The 23,881-nt window shown below is 31.1% G+C and carries 21 protein-coding genes; 13 read left to right on the top strand and 8 right to left on the bottom strand.

Going from position 1 to position 23,881, the window contains the following annotated elements:
• Positions 1-51: 51 nt before the first annotated feature.
• Positions 52-1,605 (top strand): hypothetical protein, encoded by a 1,554-nt coding sequence (locus AC0L4B_RS10710; protein ID WP_473436896.1) that lies wholly within the window; start codon positions 52-54, stop codon positions 1,603-1,605.
• 154 nt (positions 1,606-1,759) lie between these two features.
• On the opposite strand, the gene glyA is transcribed toward AC0L4B_RS10710, so the two are convergent.
• A complete protein-coding gene (gene glyA / locus AC0L4B_RS10705; protein ID WP_473436895.1) occupies positions 1,760-3,034 on the bottom strand; it encodes a serine hydroxymethyltransferase in 1,275 nt (424 codons plus the stop codon).
• A 144-nt stretch (positions 3,035-3,178) separates the two neighbouring features.
• Between glyA and fahA the strand changes: the two genes are divergently transcribed.
• Both fahA and AC0L4B_RS10695 read left to right on the top strand, forming a co-directional pair.
• Positions 3,179-4,471 (top strand): fumarylacetoacetase, encoded by a 1,293-nt coding sequence (gene fahA / locus AC0L4B_RS10700; RefSeq protein ID WP_473436894.1) that lies wholly within the window; start codon positions 3,179-3,181, stop codon positions 4,469-4,471.
• Positions 4,472-4,589: 118 nt separating this feature from the next.
• Positions 4,590-5,771, top strand: coding sequence for a hypothetical protein (locus tag AC0L4B_RS10695; RefSeq protein ID WP_473436893.1), 1,182 nt, complete (start codon positions 4,590-4,592; stop codon positions 5,769-5,771).
• A gap of 72 nt (positions 5,772-5,843) precedes the next feature.
• On the opposite strand, the gene AC0L4B_RS10690 is transcribed toward AC0L4B_RS10695, so the two are convergent.
• The 6 genes from AC0L4B_RS10690 to AC0L4B_RS10665 form a co-directional block, all read right to left on the bottom strand.
• A complete protein-coding gene (locus tag AC0L4B_RS10690; protein ID WP_473436892.1) occupies positions 5,844-6,653 on the bottom strand; it encodes a SecDF P1 head subdomain-containing protein in 810 nt (269 codons plus the stop codon).
• A 3-nt stretch (positions 6,654-6,656) separates the two neighbouring features.
• Positions 6,657-7,262 (bottom strand): MarC family protein, encoded by a 606-nt coding sequence (locus AC0L4B_RS10685; protein WP_473436891.1) that lies wholly within the window; start codon positions 7,260-7,262, stop codon positions 6,657-6,659.
• Between the two features lie 12 nt (positions 7,263-7,274).
• On the bottom strand, positions 7,275-7,688 hold the full coding sequence (locus AC0L4B_RS10680; protein WP_473436890.1) for a DUF3124 domain-containing protein: 414 nt from the start codon (positions 7,686-7,688) through the stop codon (positions 7,275-7,277).
• A 102-nt stretch (positions 7,689-7,790) separates the two neighbouring features.
• The gene (gene ytxJ, locus AC0L4B_RS10675) at positions 7,791-8,123 is read right to left on the bottom strand and encodes a bacillithiol system redox-active protein YtxJ (protein WP_473436889.1); all 333 of its coding nucleotides are present in this window, start codon (positions 8,121-8,123) and stop codon (positions 7,791-7,793) included.
• A 120-nt stretch (positions 8,124-8,243) separates the two neighbouring features.
• The gene (locus AC0L4B_RS10670) at positions 8,244-8,660 is read right to left on the bottom strand and encodes a response regulator (RefSeq protein WP_473436888.1); all 417 of its coding nucleotides are present in this window, start codon (positions 8,658-8,660) and stop codon (positions 8,244-8,246) included.
• A gap of 2 nt (positions 8,661-8,662) precedes the next feature.
• Positions 8,663-11,587, bottom strand: coding sequence for a PAS domain S-box protein (locus tag AC0L4B_RS10665; RefSeq protein WP_473436887.1), 2,925 nt, complete (start codon positions 11,585-11,587; stop codon positions 8,663-8,665).
• A gap of 364 nt (positions 11,588-11,951) precedes the next feature.
• Here AC0L4B_RS10665 and clpB point away from each other — a divergent pair, with 364 nt between their 5' ends.
• From clpB to AC0L4B_RS10645, 4 genes are all read left to right on the top strand, one after another.
• On the top strand, positions 11,952-14,567 hold the full coding sequence (clpB, locus tag AC0L4B_RS10660; protein ID WP_473436886.1) for an ATP-dependent chaperone ClpB: 2,616 nt from the start codon (positions 11,952-11,954) through the stop codon (positions 14,565-14,567).
• A 144-nt stretch (positions 14,568-14,711) separates the two neighbouring features.
• The gene (locus AC0L4B_RS10655; protein WP_473436885.1) at positions 14,712-15,632 is read left to right on the top strand and encodes a hypothetical protein; all 921 of its coding nucleotides are present in this window, start codon (positions 14,712-14,714) and stop codon (positions 15,630-15,632) included.
• 14 nt (positions 15,633-15,646) lie between these two features.
• Positions 15,647-16,153 carry a PEP/pyruvate-binding domain-containing protein gene (locus AC0L4B_RS10650; RefSeq protein WP_473439435.1) on the top strand — a complete coding sequence of 169 codons (507 nt, stop codon included), beginning with the start codon at positions 15,647-15,649 and terminating at the stop codon, positions 16,151-16,153.
• A gap of 17 nt (positions 16,154-16,170) precedes the next feature.
• On the top strand, positions 16,171-16,626 hold the full coding sequence (locus tag AC0L4B_RS10645) for a hypothetical protein (RefSeq protein WP_473439434.1): 456 nt from the start codon (positions 16,171-16,173) through the stop codon (positions 16,624-16,626).
• On the opposite strand, the gene mqo is transcribed toward AC0L4B_RS10645, so the two are convergent.
• Entirely contained in the window at positions 16,623-18,110 is a 1,488-nt protein-coding gene (gene mqo, locus AC0L4B_RS10640) for a malate dehydrogenase (quinone) (RefSeq protein WP_473436884.1), read from the bottom strand. The two genes, AC0L4B_RS10645 and mqo, sit on opposite strands and share 4 nt — an antisense overlap.
• Before the next feature lie 174 nt (positions 18,111-18,284).
• On the opposite strand from mqo, the gene deoC reads away from it, so the two are divergent.
• The 6 genes from deoC (at position 18,285) to AC0L4B_RS10610 (ending at position 23,879) form a co-directional block, all read left to right on the top strand.
• Complete coding sequence (deoC, locus tag AC0L4B_RS10635) at positions 18,285-18,986, top strand: deoxyribose-phosphate aldolase (RefSeq protein WP_473436883.1); 702 nt, start codon at positions 18,285-18,287, stop codon at positions 18,984-18,986.
• A 6-nt stretch (positions 18,987-18,992) separates the two neighbouring features.
• Positions 18,993-19,691: a purine-nucleoside phosphorylase gene (gene deoD / locus AC0L4B_RS10630; protein ID WP_473436882.1), complete on the top strand. Its 699-nt coding sequence runs from the start codon at positions 18,993-18,995 to the stop codon at positions 19,689-19,691.
• A 9-nt stretch (positions 19,692-19,700) separates the two neighbouring features.
• Complete coding sequence (locus AC0L4B_RS10625) at positions 19,701-20,213, top strand: SixA phosphatase family protein (protein ID WP_473436881.1); 513 nt, start codon at positions 19,701-19,703, stop codon at positions 20,211-20,213.
• Positions 20,214-20,215: 2 nt separating this feature from the next.
• Positions 20,216-20,719, top strand: a complete 504-nt coding sequence (locus AC0L4B_RS10620) for a GNAT family N-acetyltransferase (RefSeq protein ID WP_473436880.1) — start codon at positions 20,216-20,218, stop codon at positions 20,717-20,719.
• A gap of 34 nt (positions 20,720-20,753) precedes the next feature.
• Positions 20,754-21,212, top strand: coding sequence for an SsrA-binding protein SmpB (gene smpB / locus AC0L4B_RS10615; RefSeq protein ID WP_473436879.1), 459 nt, complete (start codon positions 20,754-20,756; stop codon positions 21,210-21,212).
• Between the two features lie 201 nt (positions 21,213-21,413).
• Entirely contained in the window at positions 21,414-23,879 is a 2,466-nt protein-coding gene (locus tag AC0L4B_RS10610) for a DUF5686 and carboxypeptidase regulatory-like domain-containing protein (RefSeq protein WP_473436878.1), read from the top strand.
• Positions 23,880-23,881: the final 2 nt, after the last annotated feature.

The following is a 23,881-nucleotide window of genomic DNA, read 5'->3' as shown; positions in this document are numbered from 1 at the left end:
CATTAATTCAAAAGTTATATTTTAGTCAACCAAAGTTACAATTACATTTATATGAAGCGTACGCTATATTTTATCTGCTGTTTAGGATTTATATTATTTTGCAGTTCTTGTCGTAAGGATTTTGAGTTTCAGGCTAGTTCTGGAAATCTAGGTTTTTCTAAAGACACAGTATATTTAGATACTATTTTTGCAAATATTGGCTCAAGTACCTACAACTTAAAAGTGTACAATAATAGTAATGAAGACATCTCTATACCTAATGTACAACTACAAAATGGTGAAACTTCTGGTTACCGATTAAATCTTGATGGTCAAGCAGGAAAAAGCTTTAATAATGTTGAATTATTAGCCAAGGACAGTTTATTTATTTTTATTGAAACGACTTTTAATACTAACACTACACCACTTACTAACGACCAATTTTTATACACAGACAAAATAATTTTTGACGCTGGATCCAACCTTCAAGATGTAGATTTAGTGACTTTAATTAAAGATGCTAATTTTATATATCCTGATAAAGACAATACTACTGGTGTTATTGAAACCCTAACGCTAACCGTAGATGGTCAACCTGTAGAATCAGAAATACAAGGACGAGAACTACTACCAGAAGAACTTACATTTACAAACCAGAAACCTTACGTAATTTATGGTTATGCTGCTGTACCATCAGGCGAAACATTAACTATAGATGCAGGAGCACGTGTCCATTTTCATGCTAATTCTGGATTATTAGTGTCAGAAGGTGCTACTTTAAATGTCAATGGAGATTTAAGTACTGACCAAGATCTTTTAGAAAACGAAGTGATTTTTGAAGGTGATAGACTAGAACCATTATTTAATGATGTGCCTGGACAATGGGGAACTATTTGGCTATTTGATGGCAGTTTAAACAACATTATAAATCATGCAACTATTAAAAATGCTACAGTTGGAGTATTGTCAGATGGTAATGCTGATGCGGTAACAGATAAATTAACCATTACTAATTCTCAAATTTATAACATCAGTACATTTGGTATTTTAGGTCGTAATACCTCTATCAAAGCAGATAATTTAGTCCTTAATAATGCTGGGCAAGCTAGTTTTGGTGCTACTTTTGGTGGAAAATACAATGTCACACACTCTACTATAGCAAATTATTGGAATAGCAGTTTTAGACAATTTCCAGCTTTGTTAATTAATAATTTTGTTATTGATGAAGACAATACAGCTTTTGTTTCTGATTTAACTGAAGCAAATTTCAGCAATTGTATTATCTACGGAAATGACAATCCTGAGTTGTTAATAGATGAAATTGAAGACGCTTCCATAGTATTTAACTTTAAGTTTACTAATTGTTTACTTCAATTTCAGGATAGCAGTAACTTTTTTACAAGTGAAAACTATGATTTTGAAGATACTACACACTACGAAAACATGATTTTTAATGACGACCCTAATTTTAGAGATCCTTTTGATAATGATTTAAATATTGGTGAAGATTCTGCTGCAATTGGTCAAGGTAATGCGACTTTTGCGACACAAGTCCCTAATGATATTTCAGGTAATGATAGAACTGCAAGTCCAGATTTAGGTGCTTATCAGCATACTGATTTTTAAGACTATAAAACATATCCTCAGTTCGACTACGTCGACGTAGAAGACGTGAATCGAGATTTTTTTGTATAATTACATTAAAGCAAAAACCACAACACAAAAAAGCCAGCTAAAAAGCTGGCTTTTTTTCCGCGAAAGCGAAATATATAATTTAAAATTAGGCTACAAATAAAGGTAAATCACTCATCATTGCATTTACTTTAATAGCAATTTCGTCTAATTTACCTTCATTGTCATGATTTTTAATCACTTCATCAATTAAACCAACAATGACTTCCATTTGGTCTTCTTTTAAACCTCTGGTTGTAATTGCAGCTGTACCTACTCTAATTCCTGAAGTTACAAATGGTGATTTATCGTCAAAAGGCACCATGTTTTTGTTTACCGTAATATCTGCTTTTACCAATGCTTTTTCTGCATCTTTACCAGTAATATCTTTGTTACGTAAATCAATAAGCATCATGTGGTTATCTGTACCACCAGAAATAATTTTGTAATCACGCTTTACAAAAGCTTCTGCCATAGCAGCTGCATTTTTCTTAACTTGTAACATATAATGCATAAATGGTTCAGTTAACGCTTCTCCAAAAGCAATTGCTTTTGCTGCAATGATGTGCTCTAAAGGTCCTCCTTGATTACCAGGAAATACTCCAGAATCTAATAAAGAAGACATCATGCGTAGGTTTCCGTTTTTAAGTTTGATTCCAAATGGGTTTTCAAAATCTTTACCCATTAATATCATTCCTCCTCTTGGTCCACGTAATGTTTTATGTGTTGTTGTTGTTACGATATGACAATGCGGAATTGGATCGTTTAAAATTCCTTTTGCAATTAATCCTGCAGGATGTGATATATCTGCTAATAAGATAGCTCCAACACTGTCTGCTATGGTTCTGAAACGTTTAAAATCTATATCTCTAGAATAAGCAGAGGCTCCAGCAATTATTAATTGTGGCTTTTCTTTAGTTGCAATTTCTTGAATTTTATCATAATTTAAAACTCCTGTCTCCTGCTCTACTCCGTAAAATACTGGATTATATAATTTACCAGAAAAATTTACTGGAGACCCATGAGTTAAATGGCCACCATGTGATAAATCAAATCCTAATATTTTATCTCCTGGTTTTAAACAGGCATGGTAGACAGCTGTATTAGCCTGACTACCAGAGTGAGGTTGCACGTTAGCATATGCTGCACCAAACAAAGTTTTTGCTCTGTCAATTGCTATTTGCTCGACCTCGTCAACCACTTCACAACCACCATAATAACGCTTTCCTGGATACCCTTCGGCATACTTGTTTGTTAGTACAGATCCTGCAGCTTCCATGACTTGGTCACTGACAAAGTTTTCTGATGCAATTAGTTCTATACCATCTAATTGGCGTTCTTTTTCGGCTTGAATTAATTCAAAAATTTGTTCGTCGCGTTGCATAATTGTATTGTTTTTAATTTCCGCTTTAAGCGAAAATAGTTTTATCGTTAAATATTTATCAAAAATAAGAAATAACCCTTTTAAATAATTGAAAAAACATATATTTACTTATAATTTATAAACAACAAATCAACAATTATATATATGCCATTATCAGCCAATAATCCAGATAGAAAATCGTGGTTACACGTCGATAAAAATTCAGATTTCCCTATTCAAAATATTCCTTTTGGTGTTTTCTTAACTAGAGATGACATTATTACTATAGGAACAAGAATTGGTGATACTGCAATAGATTTAGGCGCTTTACACCAATTAGGTTATTTTGAAGGAATCCCATTAACAGATGATATTTTTTTACAAGATACCTTAAACGATTTTATCGCAGATGGTCGTAAAACTTGGCGTTTAGTAAGAAATAGAATTGCCGAAATATTTGATGCAGATAACACATCTTTAAAGGATAATGTAAAAAACAAAGAAGTTGTATTATTTAGATTAGATGAAATTGAAATGCAATTACCTGTTCAAATTGGTGATTACACAGATTTTTACTCTAGTATAGAGCATGCTACCAATGTAGGTACGATGTTTAGAGATCCTGATAATGCTTTATTACCAAACTGGTTACATATACCTGTTGGATATCATGGTAGAAGTAGCTCTATTATTCCTTCTGGAATACCAGTACACAGACCACAAGGTCAAACTTTACCTGCTGGAGCAACAGACCCAGTTTTTGGTCCAAGTAAATTAGTAGACTTTGAGTTAGAAATGGCTTTTATTACTACTGATGCTAATGATTTAGGAGAACCAATACCTGTAAATGAAGCTGAAGAATATATTTTTGGTCTAGTGTTATTTAATGACTGGTCAGCACGTGATATACAAAAATGGGAATATGTGCCATTAGGACCATTTTTGGCAAAAAACTTTGCCTCTTCAATTTCTCCTTGGATTGTAACCTTAGATGCGTTACAACCATTTAAAGCAGACAACCCAAAGCCTTTAAAAAAGCAATTACCATACTTACAACAATCTGCTAAAAAGAATTACGATATTAATTTAGAAGTTGCTATACAACCAGAAAAAGCTAAAGAAACGGTTGTTACACGATCTAATTTTAAACATATGTATTGGAGTATGTCACAACAATTAGCACACCATACTATTAATGGTTGTCCTGTTAATTCTGGAGACATGATGGGAAGTGGTACAATATCTGGACCAACACCTGATAGTTATGGGTCTATGTTAGAGTTATCTTGGAGAGGTGAAAAACCTGTAAAAATGCAAGATGGGTCTGAACGTAAATTTATAAATGACAACGATACTGTTATTATGAGAGGTTATTGTGAAAAAGATGGTACCAGAATTGGTTTTGGAGAAGTTAAAACAAAGTTATTACCTGTTTTTGAACCTAAAAAAACAAAATAACAACACACTATATTTCAAACACTTAACCCTTAAATTTAATTATTTAAGGGTTTCTTTTTTAGGTTTGGCACGCAATTTGGATTTCTATTAACATAGAAACCAATTAAATCCAAAAAAGATGAAAAATTTTACTCTTATTACAGTACTTCTTCTAGTGCTAACATCTTGCGTTGGAAGAAAACAAATTGAAAAACAATTGCAATCTTGTGATTATGATCTAGCTATTAGCAATGCTTTAAAAAAACTAGAAAACAACAAAGACAAAAAGCGTAAGCAAAGCTATGTAATGATGTTACAAGATGCATACTATAAAGTTGTGGATGAAGATCATACTAACTTAAACCATTTAGCTAAAGATGGTAATCCAGAGTTATATGAAACCATATATAATATTTATTTAGATTTAGATAGTCGTCAAAATGCTGTTAAACGTGTTTTACCATTACAAATTGCTGGTCAAAATTTAGAACTTGATTTTAATGACTATAGTAATGAAATTATTAATTATAGAACTAAAGTATCAGAATACAAATACACGCAAGCAAAACAATTAATGACAACACATGATAAGTTTTACAATCGTGATGCTTATGAGTTGTTACAGTCTATTGAAGCTATTAATCCTAACTATAAAAATGTTAGAGAGTTAATGAATGAGGCACATTTTAAAGGAACTGATTTTGTTTTAGTTACTATACAAAATCAAACTCGTCAAATTTTACCACAACGTTTAGAAGCTGATTTATTAAATTTTGATACGTATGGGCTTGATCAATTTTGGACAACTTATCACGCTAACGCTAATTACAATTTAGAGTATGATTATGCTATGGATTTGCAATTACAACACATAAATATATCTCCAGAACATATAACTGAAAGACAATTATTGCGTCAAAAAAACATAGTTGATGGTTGGGAATATGTTTTAGATGACAACGGAAACGTAGCCAAAGATAGTTTAGGTAACGATATTAAACAAGATAAAATAGTTAATATAAAAGCTAGATTTTTTGAAGTAAACCAATTAAAATCAACACAAGTTATTGCTAAAGTTGTGTATACTGATTTAAAACAAAATCAAATATTAGACAATTTTAATATTGATAGTCAATTTATTTTTGAAAATACTTTTGGAACTGTAAAAGGGGACCGAAGAGCTTTAAATACTGAAGACTTACAATTACTAAGAAACAAACAAGTGCTTTTTCCAAGTAACGAGCAAATGGTTTATGATACTGGTGAAGATCTAAAATATAAACTTAAAGATATCATATCAGAATACCGTTTTAGAGGTTAAAATATAATGTTTGAAACAAAAAACTCTCAAAGCAATTTGAGGGTTTTTTGTTATAATTTTTAGGTAGAATTATTAATCCCCTTTTAATATATATATCATACTATCTATATCTTTTTCTGAAAAAGCATTACTTATACTAACATGTCCTTCTTTAATTACACTATTAACTATTGGCAAAGACACAATTTGTTTATTAATAACAATAGCTATAGGTTTACCTATATTATTGCCTGTTAATATATATAGTTTACGAGTACCTTCTTCTGTTAATGATATTGCTATTTCTGGTTGAATAGATCCATAATCAGAAAAAACTTTACTTACATTTAAAATATCAGATATAAGTATAGTTGGATTATCTTCTAATTTAACATCGGTATTATTTGAATTATATTTATAATCAATTAAAGCATAAAATCCATCTTCCCTATCAACCGGAATTGTAGTAAATATAGTTGAAGATGTATAATAATTATCAGCTGAAACAGCATCAGTCAATTTTGAAATTGCTTTATTAATAGAAATAAACTCAGCAGATATGCTTTTATTCAAGCTCTCAGAATCATAAAATCCATCTATAGTATCAGGATTAATTTGTTTGTATAATTTATCAATATCAGATTCACTGAAATAGTTTTGAAATCCTATTTTTATTTTATTAGAAATAACACTGTCAGTTAGCTTATTTTCCAACTGTTTAATTTGCTTTGAATAATTTTCTAAACCTCTTGTTTTTAAATGCTCTAACTTAAATTTTAAATCTGTTTTTTGGACTTCTCCAATTTCTAATTTAGCAATTAATTCTTGCATCTTATCTGGTTGTGTTTGAGCATAACTTACTGTAACTACAATCCAAAGTAAACAAGTAACTAATAACTTCATAAGTTATGCAAAAAAATCTTTTAACCCACTTAAAATACTTTGTACAGCGTAAGATGCCAATATTAATCCCATAATTTTACTTATTACGGTAATACCATACTCTCCTATCTTATCTTGAACTTTGTTAGCTGCTAACAATAAAAGACCTGTTAAACCAACGACTAAGAAGACTAATAATGTGGTTAACAATTGTTGTTGAATTGTATATATGTGATTATCGGTTAGTAATACCACAGCCATTATAGCTCCTGGCGAAGCTATAGAAGGGATTGCCACAGGAAAAATAGTAACGTGTTTATAATCTTTAATCCCATGTTTTTCAGTTTCAGGTTTTCCTTCACCAAAAATCATAGTTAAAGCAAATAAAAATAATATTACACCTCCAGAAATTTGAAACGCATCTAACGTGACATTCATTCCTTCTAAAATTAATTGACCAATAACTATAAAAAATAATAAGACTAAAAAAGCCACAAAACTAGCTCTAACAGCTACACGTTTTTTATATTTTTTATCAAAATTTTTAGTCGCTTCTAAGTATACAGGTATAGAACCTAGAGGGTCTATCACTGCAAATAAAAACAGGAAAGAGGTCAAAATTTCTTTCATAAATTATAAACGTTATTTTTTTAAAGTTACACCTTGGGTCGTAAAAGACAAACCTTGCTGTCCGTAGGTTGTAATCATAACACCTTCAAAATAAGGTGGATTTGCATTTTGCGGTATGGACCAATCAAATAAAAAGTTAGCTCCAGTTCCACCTTCACTATCTGTTTCATTTATAACAATCTCTATAGTTTGCATTGGTTTTACAAAAATTGGTTTTGTAAAATACGATTTAATCAACTGGCCCTTGGTATCATAAAAGTCTGCTTTGTTTATAAAAATAGTATCAGAGGTATTAATATTTCTTATACTTACAGTTGCGGTTAAATCATGTTTTTTATGCTCCGTAACACTATAAATTTGAGAATACACGGATAGATAACTTGAACCTGATAATAACGAATCCGATAATGCTGTATTCCACTGCATGGTTTTCCAGTTATTAGAAGGCACATGGTCATCTTTTTTTCAGTTTCACAACTAAAAAAGAAAATAGTATTAAAATAAAAAACAATTTTGACTTCATTATGATTAATCAAATTGGTTAAGATTAATTTCATTTATTTGACCATGACTAGCATGTGCAACAGCAACACCATTTTTTACAATAATTAATTGTGGTGATTGATGCATGACTTGAAATTTGTAACCCGTCTCATTAGACACCTCTCTATAGTTTAGTAGATCTAAATAATACAAATCTATATTTAAATCTAAGTCATACATTGCAATAAATTGATTCATAACCATACTACTTATACCGCATCTTGTAGAATGCTTAAATATAACTTGAGTTTTGGTTTTTGATTTTTGAACAATAGAATCTAATGTTTCAACAGAGGTTAAAGGTATCCATGGTAACACCTTTTTTCTTTTGGTGGAGCATCGCTTCCAAATAATTTATTAAAAATTCCCATTTGTATTTCTTTTTTTAGTTTTAATTATACCAATTTTTAACGAAGATACTACAGGAAACCGTATAAACTATATCCTAATTTCCTTATTTAAACCTTCTAAAATATTTTGAAGTTCTCCTCGTTTGATTGGCTTGATTATATAGTCGGAAATTTCAGAAATACTTGCAGCTTTTTTCACATCTTTAGCATCAACAGAAGAAGATACCATATAAATTATTATTTTTTTACCAACTTTTGGATTAATTTTCACAAACTCGTCCATAAATTGAAATCCATCCATGATTGGCATATTAATATCTAGCAAAATTACATCTGGTAATGTTTCAATAGCATCAAGATTATTAGCTATAAAGTCAAATGCCTCATCTCCATCAGAAAATGCCATAATGTTTTTGTCATAACCTATAGATTTCAAGATTTTTACTACTGTAAATTTGTAGATTTCGTCATCATCAACAATACAAATATTTAAATCACTTTTCATTTTTATTTATTAAAATTAATGATGAAGGTTGATCCTTCATTAACAACACTTTTAGCAGTAATATTACCACCTAACGCTTCTACGTGCAATTTAGTCATAAACAAACCTACTCCTTTTGCTTCAGGATGTCTATGAAAAACTTTATGCAGACCAAATAATTTATCTCTGTGTCTGTTAAGGTCTATACCTAATCCATTATCTTGGATGTGTAATACTGCCTTTCCATCAACTTTAGTTGTCCATACATGAATTTCAGGTGTTCGGGTTTGGGACCTATACTTCAGTGCATTTTCAACTAAATTAAGAAAAATACTTTCAAAATAAATCTTATTATAGGAAATTTTATTTATTTCTGAAAAATCGAAGGTAATGTTGGCTTTAGTCTTAATAATTTGAGCAGCCAACAACTCTTTTGTTTTATATAAAGTCTCATCAAAAAACACATTGGACTGGCTTACTTTATCATTTTTAACTTTTAACGCTTGTATTAACGTGTTCAAAGTAAGGGTTAAATGGCTGGTTACCTTTTTAAAATTATGTATAACTTCTTCCTTTTCTAATTGACCTATAGACAAATCATACATGTCTAATAACGAATTTAAGTTACTTACAGGAGCTCTTAAATTATGAGATGTTATTTGAGCAAAATCTGCTAATTGTATATTTTGTGCAATTAATTTATCCGCTAAATGTTCTAGATTGATATTGGCATTTACTATTTTTTGTTTATCTTCTTTTTGTTTAGAAACATCTCTAATGGCTGCAGAAACTAGCAACCCATCTTCTGTCTCAACTGGACTTAAACTAACTTGAACAGTAAACTCTTCCCCTTTTTTATTTACACCTATTAGTTCTTTATTTTCACCCATACCTATGGATTTTGGATCCTCAAAGTAATTATCCTTGTAGGTTTTAAAATTTTCAACAATACGTTTTGGTATTAAAATTTCAATTTTTTCATCTAACAATTCAGTAGAGGTATAACCAAACATTTTTTCGGCTTGCTTATTTATTAAATGTATTTTCTTATTAGCATTTAAAATGACCATGGCATCTGGAGCAGACTCAAGTAATCCTCTAAATTTAATTTCAGCCATACGTTGTTTGGTAATATCTTGGCAAGTACCTATAATTTCACAAATTTCATCATTATTATCTTTAATTACTTTTCCTAATACACTAACTGTTTTAATTGATCCATCTGAAACCATTATACGATGTACAAGCTCTCCATCAAAGCACCTGTTAGTCATTGTTAGCTTCATATGATTTATTAACAGATCGACATCATCAGGATGAGTCATTTCTAATAACGTATTTTTATCTATTTTAACCTCTTTATCTACTCCTAAAACATCGTACATACTTGAAGACCAAGTTATTTCATCTGTTTTAGCATCTAAAACCCAATGACCAATATTATTAATTTGTTCAGCAAAATTTAAAAGTTCATTTTGTTTAAGCAGTTTACTTTCAGCTTGCTTTAGATAGGTAATGTCTTGAACCACTCCAAATACTCTAACACATTCTCCGTCTACAAATTCCGCTTTACCAATATCTCTAACCCAAATATGATCACCATCAGGACTAACCACTTCCAACTCTAAATCAAATGGTTGTCCTGTCTTTTTTATGGTTTGTATGGCTTTTATTATTTTTTTACGACTAGTTCCATTTTTATATAAAAACAAGCTGTTGTTTCCATACAACTGTTTATCACTTTTAATTTTGAGAATTTTTTTAGACATCGCACTAAAGGTTAGTTTGTCGGATTTTATATCTAATTCCCAAGTACCAATTTTAGCAACTTCATTTGTGCTTTTTAAAATTTGTTCTACCTTTTGTTTTTCTTCGCGTTGTTTTTTATGATTGGTAACATCTCCAGTATACATTAGCAAACCTCCAACGGTCCCATCAGATAAATACCAAGGTCTAACGTCCCAAAATATCCATTGTATTGTTCCATCTGCCCTCACAAAAGGGGCTTCATCACAAGTATCAATATAACCATTTAAACATTTTTGATGCTGTATTTTCCATTCTTCTCCTATTTCAGGAAAAATATCGTAATGCGACTTACCTATAAATTCTTCTCCTTCTTTATTATATGTTTTTTTCCATTTTTCAGAAACAGCTATATATTTCATGTCCTTATCTAACATCGCTAAAGAAGGAGCTGCTTGAGAAATAAAAATTTGATTATAATATTCTTTCTGCTCAAGATCTAATCTTAGTTGACCTAATTCTTCTAAGTTTTTATCAACTAAAGCTTGTGTGTTTTTTAAACGCGTGTTACTAATTTCTAAATCTTTATTTTTAGCCAACAACAGTCGTATATTAGGAAACCATAAAGAGAAAAAACCAACAATTATTATTACTGCGCATAAACCAAAAATAATATAAAAACTAGATTCTATTTTATATAAATTAGATTCTGCTTGTTTTTGATACTCATTGACAATAGCATCCATAACAAATAAATAACTTAACTCAGTTACTCTAAAACTAGTAATATTATCTAGCTCTAAAATCTTTGTTTTAACAAGGTTTTCACTATCTTTAATCAGCAATTCTAAGTTATCATTGGCAACCTTAAACAATGAGTCTAATTTTAAAGAGTTTCCTGTCTTTTTGTAATCGTTAAACAAAAATAATTGAGTCTCTTTAAGCTCTTTTGTAAGATGATTAACTGAATCACTTATTGTAGTTATAGGTAAAACATTTTTGTCATAATGTGTTAAAAAAATTAATTTGGCTAAACGCTGACCTAACATTCTTTGTTTACCAGATTTATTTATCAAATAAGCATCATTATTTTGCACTAAAACATGCCTTTTTAAAATATAAAAGAGAGATAGAAATACTATTATAAAAGTAGTGGCAAAGATTATAAATCTTCGGTTGGTTTTTTGTTTAAGTGTGTTCATTGTTAGGCTAACATGATATTGATTTATAGCTGTTCAAACCGTAAAAAATCACAATTTAAACTAAGGGCAACTATTGACTAATACATAATAGATTAATCAACTATCATTTTAGGAGAATTAACATCACAAATAAAAGCAAAATAATTTTATTATTAAACTAGTTAGGTCAAGTGAGGTTAACATTAATAAATATAAGCTTTATTTTAATAAAACCCTAAGCCAAACGACAAAAAGTCACTTAAAACCAATGCTATACAGACATTTTGTCTTACAAATACAATTGGTAAGGTGTTTGAAATATACTTAGCGTTAACAAATTTAAACACAACAGTTTTCGCTTACGCGGAAACACAAAAACTAATATATGAATCCAAATAATTATACAATCAAATCGCAAGAAGCCATACAACGTGCGCAACAGATTGCACAAAGTTATGGTCATCAACAAATAGAAAACGAACACTTTTTTAAAGCCATTTTTGAAGTTGATGAAAACGTATTACCATTCATTTTAAAAAAATTGAATGTAAACATTCCTGTACTAGAACTAGCTTTAGACAAACAATTAGAAAGTTTTGCTAAAGTTACAGGTGCAGATTTAATGCTATCCAGAGAGGCCAATAAAACTTTAAATGAAGCTTCAATCATAGCCAAATCTATGAACGATGATTACGTTTCTGTAGAGCATTTTATATTAGCTATTTTTAAATCAAATAGCAAAATAGCACAAATGCTTAAAGACCAAAGCGTAACAGAAAAAGGTTTAAAAGCAGCTATTGACGAGCTAAGAAAAGGAGATCGTGTGACCTCACAAAGCCAAGAAGAAACTTACAACTCGCTTAATAAATACGCAAAAAACCTCAACCAATTAGCAAGAGACGGTAAACTTGATCCTGTTATTGGACGTGATGAAGAAATTAGAAGAATCCTTCAAATCCTATCCAGACGTACCAAAAACAACCCTATTTTAGTTGGTGAACCTGGAACTGGTAAAACTGCAATTGCTGAAGGTTTAGCTCATAGAATTGTTGATGGTGATGTTCCAGAAAATTTAGTCGACAAACAAATTTTTGCTTTAGATATGGGAGCACTTATTGCGGGTGCAAAATTTAAAGGCGAATTTGAAGAGCGTCTAAAAGCTGTAATCAAAGAAGTTACGGAAAGTGAAGGTGATATAGTATTATTTATTGACGAAATCCACACCCTTGTTGGTGCTGGAGGTGGTCAAGGTGCAATGGATGCTGCTAATATTTTAAAACCTGCTTTAGCACGTGGAGAACTTCGTGCAATTGGAGCTACTACTTTAGATGAGTATCAAAAATACTTTGAAAAAGACAAGGCTTTAGAGCGTCGTTTCCAGAAAGTAATGGTTGACGAGCCTGATACAGAAAGTGCTATTTCAATACTAAGAGGTATTAAAGAAAAATATGAAGCACATCACAAGGTACGCATTAAAGATGATGCCATTATTGGTGCTGTCGAGCTATCTCAACGTTATATAACCAATCGTTTTTTACCAGATAAAGCAATTGATTTAATGGACGAGGCTGCCTCTAAAATGCGCATGGAAATTAATTCTAAACCAGAAGAATTAGATGTTTTAGATAGAAAAATCATGCAATTGGAGATTGAAATTGAAGCTATCAAACGTGAAAAGGATGAAGTTAAATTAAAATCTTTAAGAAACGATTTAGCAAATCTCAAAGAAGAACGAAACGAAATTAATGCCAAATGGAAAAGTGAAAAAGAAGTCGTTGATAACATCCAAAACACAAAACAAGATATTGAAAACTTTAAGCTTGAAGCTGAAAAAGCAGAACGTGATGGTGATTATGGTAAGGTAGCCGAGTTACGTTATGGTAAAATAAAAGAAGCGCAAGAGCAATTAGAGCTTTTACAAAAGGATTTACAAGACAACCAGTCTGAAAATTCTTTAATAAAAGAAGAAGTAACCTATGAGGATATAGCAGAAATTGTAGCCCGTTGGACAGGTATACCTGTTACAAAAATGCTTCAAAGTGATCGTGAAAAATTACTTAAACTTGAAGACGAATTACATAAACGTGTTGTTGGTCAAAACGAAGCTATAACTGCTGTTAGTGATGCTGTAAGACGTAGTCGTGCTGGATTACAAAATCCAGACAAACCTATTGGCACCTTCTTGTTTTTAGGAACTACTGGTGTTGGTAAAACCGAGTTAGCAAAAGCTTTAGCAGAATACCTTTTTGATGATGAAGGTGCAATGACTAGAATTGATATGAGTGAATATCAAGAACGTCATGCGGTTAGCAGATTAGTTGGTGCACCTCCAGGATATGTTGGTTATGATGAAGGCGGACAATTAACCGAAGCTGTTAGACGTAAACCATATTCTGTGGTACTTTTAGATGAAATTGAAAAAGCACATCCTGATACTTTTAATATTTTGTTACAAGTATTAGACGAAGGGCATTTAACAGATAATAAAGGTCGTATTGCAGATTTTAAAAACACAATAATTATTATGACTTCAAACATGGGAAGCCAAATAATACAAGAGCGTTTTGATACTGTTAAAGATGTGGACACAGCAATTGAAGGCGCAAAGGTTGATGTTTTAGCACTATTAAAGCAAACGGTTAGACCTGAGTTTTTAAACAGAATAGACGATATTATAATGTTTACACCTTTAACACAAGATAATATTACTGAGATTGTTGGATTACAATTAAAAGGAATCACTAAAATGATTGCTAAACAAGGGATTACATTTGATGCCACTCCACAAGCAATAACCTATCTTGCCAATAAAGGCTTTAATCCAGAATATGGAGCAAGACCTGTAAAGCGAGTAATTCAAAAGGAAGTACTAAACCAACTAAGTAAAGAGATTTTATCTGGTCAAGTTAGTACAGAAAGTATCATTTTGTTAGATGAGTTTGATGGACAACTAGTTTTTCGTAATCAAGGCGATTTAGTGACAGAAGACATACAATCATAAAGTTCTGTTAACACAAAATAAACTAAATATCAACACGTTTTGATAATGGTTGGTTAGTTGAAAAAGCAACACAATACTTTTACATAAGTGGCGTGTTGCTTTTTTTGTTCTATATTGTAACCGCTTAACAAAAAACCATTTGACTTGCATACTACAAAGTTTAAAAACCAATTTTTAATCCTTTTTTTAATTCTAACCAATATAGTCTATTGTCAAGTAAAATTTAAAAACACTTTAAAAACAGAATCAGATTTTAACAGTCTTAAAACAGCTCCTGTTACAAAAAAATACGGTCGTGTAGATGCTTTAAAGGTCGTCTATGATATTAAATCAAAACAGTTATACTTTATAAATAGTAAAGTGTATAAATACCACTTTAGATTTTGTAGTGGTTACCTCAACATTCCTCAATCTTTACAACAGTTTAATAACACTAATTATAAAGCTAAACATAAAGACAAACGCTTTTTATTAGGAAACATTAATCACTATCTAGCCAATGACGCTTATAGCTTAGAATTGTCTCCTATAGATGATATGCAGATAGACGATATAAAAGCTTTTTATAATGCAGTTAAAAAAGCAACTTATTTTAAAAACTTTAATTTCTTTTTAAATACCGCAAGATTAGAACAATTCAAATCAGCGATTCAAATCCCTACATTATCGGCTTCAGATTTATATGGTGACCAAACCTACCAAGCTGTAAGTACTCAAAAAAGTTATGGCTGTTTAAAATTTGTTGATGCAACTAACCTAGCTAAACAAAACATCTCTAAAAACGATATTATAGTAATTAACCAACCAATATTAGAACTTCCCATAACAGCAGGTGTTATTACAACCATATTACAGACACCATTAAGTCACATTTCTGTTTTAGGAAAAAACAGACAAATACCTATTGCGGCTTATACAAAAGCAATGCAGTCTAAAATTTTAAAACAATATGACAATCAATATGTGTCTTTTGAAGTAACTTTAGATACTTTTTATATCAAAACTATTACCAAAACTCAATTTATTAGAAAAACTAAAAAAGAAAAAAGGAAACGCTATTCTTAACAAAAAACACCTCTATAAAAACACTAATTGATATTGACAATTTAAACCAAAAATCAATAAATACCGTAGGTGGAAAAGCTGCCAATTTTGGAGTTTTATATGATTTAGCTAAAAAAGAAAAGTTTAAAATCCCTGAATCTGCTTTTGCTATCCCTTTTTACTTTTATGAAGCACACTTAAAAACCTCTGGAGCAGATACTTTAGTTAAACAAATGGTTTATGATTATAAAATTAATCAAGATAAAACTGTTTTAGAAAAACAATTAAAAGTAATCCAAAAAAGAATAAAAAACACACCAATAGCATCCAATTTAATTAGCAGCGTTAATGCTAAAATAAAAAGTTTAGGCAGTCATACTAGACTACGTTTTAGAAGCTCAACAAATGCAGAAGATATTGTTGGTTTTTCTGGTGCAGGTTTATATGACTCTAAAACAGGAATTGTAGACCATAAAAAGAAAACCATTGAAAAAGCTATTAAAAAGTATGGTCCAGCTTATGGTACCAACGTGCTTTTTTAGAACGCGATTACTTTAATATAGACCAAAACAGTATTGCAATGGGAGTTTTGGTACATCGCTCCTTCCCTAACGAGAAAGCCAATGGTGTTGCGATTACTAAAAATCTTTACAGAAAAAATTATTTAGGTAATATTATAAATGTACAAGTAGGCGAAGCCAGTGTTGTACAACCTGAAGCTGGTGTAACCTGTGATCAGATAATATGTTACTCTGGATCATCATCTAAACTATATAATGAAAAACGTATAGTCGAAATCATTTCTCATTCAAATCTAAATAATGGAAATTTAGTAATGTCAGAAACCGAAATAATTAACCTTTCTGAACAATTAGAAAAAATCAAAAAACATTATTATTACAACGTATATAAATCAAAACAAAAGTATTTAGAGTTTGGATTGGATATCGAGTTTAAATTAGATGGCGAAAATAGAGACCTTTACATAAAGCAAGTCCGTTATTTTAATGATTAGAGTTGTAATGACTTTTTACTTTTTGCTAATTGCTCTTTAAACAAGCTTTCAGTAACCTCAGTATTCCAAAACGGAATCATTTGTTTCATTATAGCTTGTCCTTGGTCAGAATTAAGTATTTCCGGAAAAGCCTGCTGTAAAACTTGCAACATTACTGAAGTCGCTGTAGATGCTCCTGGTGAGGCTCCTAGTAAACAAGTGATACTTCCGTCTTTGCTACTAACAACTTCGGTCCCAAACTGTAAAACACCACCTTCATATTCGTCTTTTTTAATAATTTGTACACGTTGTCCAGCAACTAACAACTCCCAATCATCACTTTTGGCATCCTTAACAAATTTTCTTAAAGCGTCCATACGGTCTTCATGAGACGACGTTACTTGTTCAATCAAATATTTAGTTAATGGTAAATTGTGCCAAAAAGCACCTAATAATGGAGAAATATTATCAAATTTAACCGATTTTAATAAATCAAAATTAGACCCTTCCTTTAAAAACTTAGGACTAAAACCAGCAAATGGTCCAAATAGTAATTCGCGTTTTCCATTAATATATCTAGTATCTAAATGTGGTGTTGACATTGGTGGATCACCAAGTCCTGCTTTACTATAGACTTTAGCATTGTGTTGGTTAATAATGGCTTCATTTTTACAAACTAACCACTCTCCACTTATAGGGAAACCACCATAACCTTCTTTCTCTTCAATTTCTACCTTTTGTAACAATAACAAGCTTCCGCCACCTGCTCCAATAAACACATGTTTAGACTCTAAGTTAAATTTTTCATTAGTTTCTAAATTTTCAACCTCAACGGTCCAGTCAATATCAGGACTTGGGTCTATATCTTTAACCTCCATGTTACAATGTACAGGAGTATTATATTTAGTTTCTAAAATATTAAATAAAGTTTTTGTTAAAGCACCATAATTAACCTCTGTACCTCTATCTATTCTTGAAGCAGCCATCACTTCATCTTCTTCTCTATTATCCATGATTAAAGGAAACCACTCTTTCATTTTACTTTTGTCTTTAGTAAACTGAATGGTATCAAACATAAAATGATGTTTCATGGTATTATAACGTTGTTCTAAATACCTAGCGTTTTCTTTTCCTAACACCCAACTATGGTGTGGTACAGCAGCTATAAAATTATTTGGATTAGTCAACAAACCTTGATCTGCCAAATAGCTCCAAAACTGTTTTGACTCTTCAAACTGTTGACATATTTTAATTGCTTTTTCAATAATAACTTGACCTTCTTTTTCAGGACAATAATTTAATTCGCATAAAGCAGAATGTCCTGTTCCTGCATTATTCCAAGCTGCAGAACTTTCTTGAGCAACCTCGTTTAAACGCTCGACAATTAACACTTTTAAATCTGGTTTTAAGATTTTAGTCATTAATGCTAATGTAGCACTCATTATTCCGCCTCCAACACATATTAAATCATAGTCTTGTGTACTGTCTAGTGTATACTTGCTCATTTATATCTATTTTTTCTTTAAATATAAATAAGTCATTTGATAAATTAATTTTTAATGAAAGAAAAAAGTAAAAACTGACCATTATCATTGTAAAAAAAGTTTATTAGGTGATTTTACAACATGAATTCATTCTATCATTAAAACTCGTAACTTTATGTACTAATTTTTACACCAATGAATATCCTAAATAAATACATAGATCATACTTTATTAAAGGCTACTGCTACAAAGTTTGATATCATTAAATTATGCGAAGAAGCTGTAAAACACGATTTTTTTTCTGTTTGTGTTAATAGTAGTTATGTCGCTTTGGCTAAAGCCGAAATCAAAAATAGTAATACAAAAGTCTGTAGTGTCATTGGATTTCCGTTAGGAGCTATGAGTACTAAAGCTAAAGTTGAAGAAACCAAACAAGCTATTAAAGATGGTGCAGACGAAATTGACATGGTTATAAACATAGGCTTACTTAAAAGCGAAGCATTTGACGCTGTTTATAATGACATTAAAGCAGTAAAAGACCTGTTACCTAATCAAGTCTTAAAAGTCATTTTAGAAACCTGTTATTTAACAGATCAAGAAGTTACAAAAGCAAGTCAATTAGCAATAAAAGCTGGTGCAGATTTTATTAAAACGTCCACTGGATTTGGTACAGCAGGTGCAACTGTACATCATGTAAAATTAATGAAAGAAGCTATTAAAAATACTGATACTAAAATTAAAGCTTCTGGTGGAATTAGAGATACTAAAACCGCTTTACAATACATTAATCTTGGTGTAGATCGCATCGGAACCTCAAACGGAATAGCTATAGTGACAGGCAAACCTTCCGGAGAAAAAGCTATTAAGTTCTACAGTAATCATTTCATTTTCAAATAAAAAACTATGAGCATACATATTGGAGCCCAAAAAGGCGATGTTGCAGAAACTATATTATTACCTGGTGACCCATTACGTGCCAAATGGATTGCCGAAACATTTTTTGACAATCCGGTTTGTTTTAATCACGTTAGAGGCATGTTGGGTTATACTGGGACGTATCAAGGTAAACCAATCTCTGTGATGGGAACAGGAATGGGTGTACCCAGTATTTCTATCTATGCACACGAGTTAATCACACAATTTGGTGTAAAAAACTTGATACGTGTTGGTAGTGCTGGATCATACCAAAAACACATAAAAATTAGAGACGTAGTTTTGGCTATGGCTGCTTCTTCAAATTCTGGTGTTAACGAACTTAGGTTTGGTGGTGCAGACTATGCGCCTACTGCAAGCTTTGAATTATTTCAAAAAGCAGTAGAGACTGCCAAAACTAAAAATATTGCTATAAAAGCTGGAAATGTTTTTACTTCTGACGAGTTTTATGCAGACGATTTTGAGGCCTATAAAAAATGGAGTAAATTTGGTGTACTTTGCGTAGAGATGGAAACTGCAGGATTATATACTGTTGCTGCAAAGCACAATGTTAATGCGTTAACCATTTGCACAATATCAGACTCGTTAGTTACTGGAGAAAAAACGACTAGTATAGAACGGGAAACCACCTTTAAAGATATGATCAAAATAGCTTTAGAGTTAGCTTAATTATTATTTATGAAAAAACATATATTATTTGTATTAATCGTTTTTATTTCTGTCTCAATAAAAGCGCAAGAGCAAGAGTTTACAACCTCAACAACGACTTATTATTTTATTAGACATGCCGAAAAAAATAAAAGCGATACGTCTAACCATAATCCAGAGTTAATAAAAAAAGGAAAACGTCGTGCAAGAAAATGGAAACGCTATTTTAAAAATCAAAATTTAGATGCTATTTACAGCACAAATTATAAACGTACACTATCTACAGCCTTTCCTACTGCTAATCATAAAAAGCTACCTGTAATTCTATACAGTGCCAAACAAACTGATTACGATAACTTTTTAAAATCTACTAAAGGACAATCTGTTTTAATTGTTGGACACAGTAACACAACACCAAGTTTTGTAAATGCTATTTTAAATAAAGAAAAATATCAAGACATAGACGAAACCATAAATAGTAAATTATTTATAGTCACTATCTCTAATGGTCAAATAACCGATAAAGTTATTGATGTAAAGTAAACATGATTGCATTACAACCTATTACAATAGCTAAGCAAAATACATTATTACAATTAATGCAACGCATTTATCCTCCGGCTTACCAACAGCTTTGGGTAAATCAGGATTGTAATTGGTACATTAACAGTCAATACAATAAAAATAATTTAAAAGAAGAATTACAACAAGCGCATTCTGATTACTATTTTATTACATTTAATAATACGATTACTGGCATCCTAAGATTAGTACATCAACCCAATAAAAAAACGACTAAGCTGCATAGGCTATATTTAGACCAAGATTATCAAGGACAAGGTTTGGGTAAAAAGGTTATGACTTTAGCAATAACTATAGCTAAACAAAACCTATCTAAAACCATTTGGCTAGAAGCTATGGACACACAAACACAAGCGTTACAGTTTTATAAAAAAATGGGCTTTACAATTACCGAAGCCTACGCGTTAGATTTTGATTTAATACATCCTAATTTAAGAGGCATGTATAAAATGACTAAACAATTATAATTACTTTAACTTCTAATTTATTAGCTTTGCATCAATGCAAAAAAAGATAAACATACTTAACAAAAAGGCTAAATTTCAATATGAAATTTTAGATAAATATACTGCTGGAATAGTTTTAACAGGAACCGAAATTAAATCCATTAGAAACAGTCAAGCCTCTATTGCTGAATCTTTTTGCGAGTTTAATGAGCAAGGTGAATTGTTTGTTATTAACATGAACATTCAAGAGTATGCCTATGGTAACTACTATAACCATAGACCAAAAGCCGAACGTAAGCTATTACTTAACAAACGCGAACTTAAAAAACTACTTAAAGAGGTTAACACGTCTGGTTTAACCATTATCCCTTTACGTTTATTTATAAACGAGAAAGGTTTTGCTAAATTAGACATTGCTTTAGCTAAAGGTAAAAAACTGTATGATAAGCGTGAAACGATTAAGGATCGAGATAACAAACGTGACTTAGCTAGAATTAAAAAGTCCTTTAATTAATGACATACAACTTCATTTTCATAAATAATTAGACGGTTATATTTCATTTTAGAATAAACAAAACCACCTGGTTACTAATTATTTAAAATTATAAATTTTATAGTTTCTATAACAATATTCAATTTTTATAAGTTTTATGTTTGGTGCTAGGCAACCATTTTAAATAAATGTGCGTCTATATAATTAAACAACCAACTTATAATGAAACACGCTTTAATCGCTTTATTTACATTAGCTAGTCATTTTGCTTTTGGACAAATTACAGGTACAGTAACCTCTAACAACAACAATCCTTTAGCGGTTGTAAATATTTTTATAGAAAATACTTATACAGGTACCACGACTAATAATGATGGTAACTACGTTTTAGATATTAGTAAAACTGGCGATTATACCATTACGTTTCAATACTTAGGTTACAAAACCTTAAAGCAAAAGGTAACCATCACAAAGTTTCCGTTTGTGCTAGATGTTACTTTAAAAGAAGAAGACATCAATTTAGATGAGGTTGTTATAAATTCGGATGAAAATCCTGCTAACAACATCATTAGGCAAACTATTGCTAAACGTAAAGAGAACTTAAAAAAACTTAAATCGTTTAAAGCTCAGTTTTACTCCAGAGGATTACTTAAAATGGTAGATGTACCAGAATCCGTTTTAGGACAAGAAGTTGGAGACTTGGATGGTGCTTTAGATAGTACCAGAACAGGTATTGTGTATTTATCCGAAACGATTAGTAAACTAGAATACCAAGCACCAAAACCTATTAAAGAAACCATTATAGCCTCTAAAGTTAGTGGTGATAGTAATGGCTTTAGTTTTAATACTGCGACTGATGTCGAATTTAATTTTTATCAAAATACCTTTGAGCTGGGTAGCGAAATTGTCTCTCCTATCTCTGATTTTGCATTTAATTACTATAAGTATAAATTGGTTGGTACATTTTATGATGACTTAGGCAATCTTATTAATAAAATTGAATTATTACCTAAACGAAAAAACGACAAGGCATTTGGTGGCTTTATTTACATTGTTGAAGACCAATGGAGTTTGTTTGGTACAGAGGTAACTTTAACAGGACAACAAGCACAAATACCTGCAGTAGACTTATTTAAAATTAAACAATCGTTTACGTACTATAATACCGAAAAATTGTGGGTAAAAACAACGCAGTTATTTGATTTTGAGTTTGGAATATTTGGGTTTAATGGTGATGGTCGTTTTACTGCTGCTTACAGTGATTACGAGTTTGATCCAAATTTTGATAGCAAAACCTTTTCAAGAGAAATCTTAAGTTTTGAGGATAATGCAAACAAAAAGGATTCGTTATTCTGGGAAGCTAAGCGTCCAGTCCCTTTAACATCAATAGAGGCTAATGACTATGTACGTCGTGATAGTATCCAGTTGGTAAGAGAATCTAAACCCTATTTAGACTCGGTTGATCAAGTAAACAACAAATTTAAATTTGGTGATATTTTAGGTGGTTACAGCTATAGTAATAGCTACAAAAAAACATATTTTAATATCTCCTCTCCTATTAGCAAATTAGCGTTTAATACCGTTCAAGGTTGGAACGGAACACTTACAGCTAACTACACCAAACGTTTTGAAGACAATCAAAAATATTTCAAGGCATCGTCATCCATCAATTATGGCCATTCTGATGACAGACTAAGAGCTACTGGACAAATTAACTATAGATTTAACCGTAAAAACCGAGCGTTTGTATCCTTATCAGGAGGTAGTAAAGTAGAGCAATTTAATCCTAATTTATCAAGTTTAGCTTTACTAAATACATCTTACTCTTTATATACAGAAAAAAACTACCTTAAAATTTACGACCGTAGTTTTGCGCAACTAAATTATAATCAAGAAGTATTAAACGGTTTATATCTATATTCTGATCTAAGTTACAATAACCGCAAACCATTAAATAATACCACAGACCAAGCGTGGTACCCAAAAAGCGACAGAGATTATACTAGTAATAATCCGCTTGATCCCACAACTACAGGAACCAATGCTTTTGATCCGCACAACATCATGAAGTTAAACGTCAACACACGTATTAATTTTGGACAAAACTACATGAGTTATCCCTTTGGTAAATACAACATTCCTAACAGTAAAATACCAACCCTGTATTTAGGTTACGAGAAAGGCTTTGGCAGCAATAACGCCAATTACAACTTTGATCAATACAAAGCCATGTTGTATCAAAACATCAACTTAGGTAATAAAGGAGATTTAACCTATTTAGCAAAAGGAGGTGTATTTAATAACGCAGACAATATTGCGTTTATAGACTATCACCATTTTAGTGGTAACCAAACCAACGTTGTTATGGATGGTAATTATATTAATAATTTTAAAATATTACCATACTATGCTTTAAGTACCAATAAGGCTTACGCCGAAATACATGCCGAACACAATTTTAAAGGCTATATACTTAATAAAATTCCGTTACTAAATAAACTTAACTTTAATCTTGTCGCTGGATTTAATGCTGCTACAACAAAAACAAATAAACCATACACCGAATATTCGCTTGGATTAAGTAATCTAGGTTGGGGTAAAATGCGCTTTTTACGCGTAGATTATGTACGCGCTTACCAAGGTAGCGGATTAGTAAACGATACGTTTTTATTTGGCTTTAGCTTTTAATA

It is taken from the genome of Olleya sp. NP1-10 (assembly GCF_055804415.1).
The sequence above is the reverse complement of the archived record's forward strand: the minus strand, read 5'-3'. Positions and strand labels throughout refer to the sequence as shown.

What these genes read in the sequence shown, in the direction of transcription:
- AC0L4B_RS10710 (WP_473436896.1), top strand. Translation starts at nt 52, where the DNA reads ATGAAGCGTACGCTATATTTTATCTGCTGTTTAGGATTTATATTATTT.
- glyA (WP_473436895.1), bottom strand. Translation starts at nt 3,034, where the DNA reads ATGCAACGCGACGAACAAATTTTTGAATTAATTCAAGCCGAAAAAGAA.
- fahA (WP_473436894.1), top strand. Translation starts at nt 3,179, where the DNA reads ATGCCATTATCAGCCAATAATCCAGATAGAAAATCGTGGTTACACGTC.
- AC0L4B_RS10695 (WP_473436893.1), top strand. Translation starts at nt 4,590, where the DNA reads ATGAAAAATTTTACTCTTATTACAGTACTTCTTCTAGTGCTAACATCT.
- AC0L4B_RS10690 (WP_473436892.1), bottom strand. Translation starts at nt 6,653, where the DNA reads ATGAAGTTATTAGTTACTTGTTTACTTTGGATTGTAGTTACAGTAAGT.
- AC0L4B_RS10685 (WP_473436891.1), bottom strand. Translation starts at nt 7,262, where the DNA reads ATGAAAGAAATTTTGACCTCTTTCCTGTTTTTATTTGCAGTGATAGAC.
- AC0L4B_RS10680 (WP_473436890.1), bottom strand. Translation starts at nt 7,688, where the DNA reads ATGCAGTGGAATACAGCATTATCGGATTCGTTATTATCAGGTTCAAGT.
- AC0L4B_RS10670 (WP_473436888.1), bottom strand. Translation starts at nt 8,660, where the DNA reads ATGAAAAGTGATTTAAATATTTGTATTGTTGATGATGACGAAATCTAC.
- AC0L4B_RS10665 (WP_473436887.1), bottom strand. Translation starts at nt 11,587, where the DNA reads ATGAACACACTTAAACAAAAAACCAACCGAAGATTTATAATCTTTGCC.
- clpB (WP_473436886.1), top strand. Translation starts at nt 11,952, where the DNA reads ATGAATCCAAATAATTATACAATCAAATCGCAAGAAGCCATACAACGT.
- mqo (WP_473436884.1), bottom strand. Translation starts at nt 18,110, where the DNA reads ATGAGCAAGTATACACTAGACAGTACACAAGACTATGATTTAATATGT.
- deoC (WP_473436883.1), top strand. Translation starts at nt 18,285, where the DNA reads ATGAATATCCTAAATAAATACATAGATCATACTTTATTAAAGGCTACT.
- deoD (WP_473436882.1), top strand. Translation starts at nt 18,993, where the DNA reads ATGAGCATACATATTGGAGCCCAAAAAGGCGATGTTGCAGAAACTATA.
- AC0L4B_RS10625 (WP_473436881.1), top strand. Translation starts at nt 19,701, where the DNA reads ATGAAAAAACATATATTATTTGTATTAATCGTTTTTATTTCTGTCTCA.
- AC0L4B_RS10620 (WP_473436880.1), top strand. Translation starts at nt 20,216, where the DNA reads ATGATTGCATTACAACCTATTACAATAGCTAAGCAAAATACATTATTA.
- smpB (WP_473436879.1), top strand. Translation starts at nt 20,754, where the DNA reads ATGCAAAAAAAGATAAACATACTTAACAAAAAGGCTAAATTTCAATAT.
- AC0L4B_RS10610 (WP_473436878.1), top strand. Translation starts at nt 21,414, where the DNA reads ATGAAACACGCTTTAATCGCTTTATTTACATTAGCTAGTCATTTTGCT.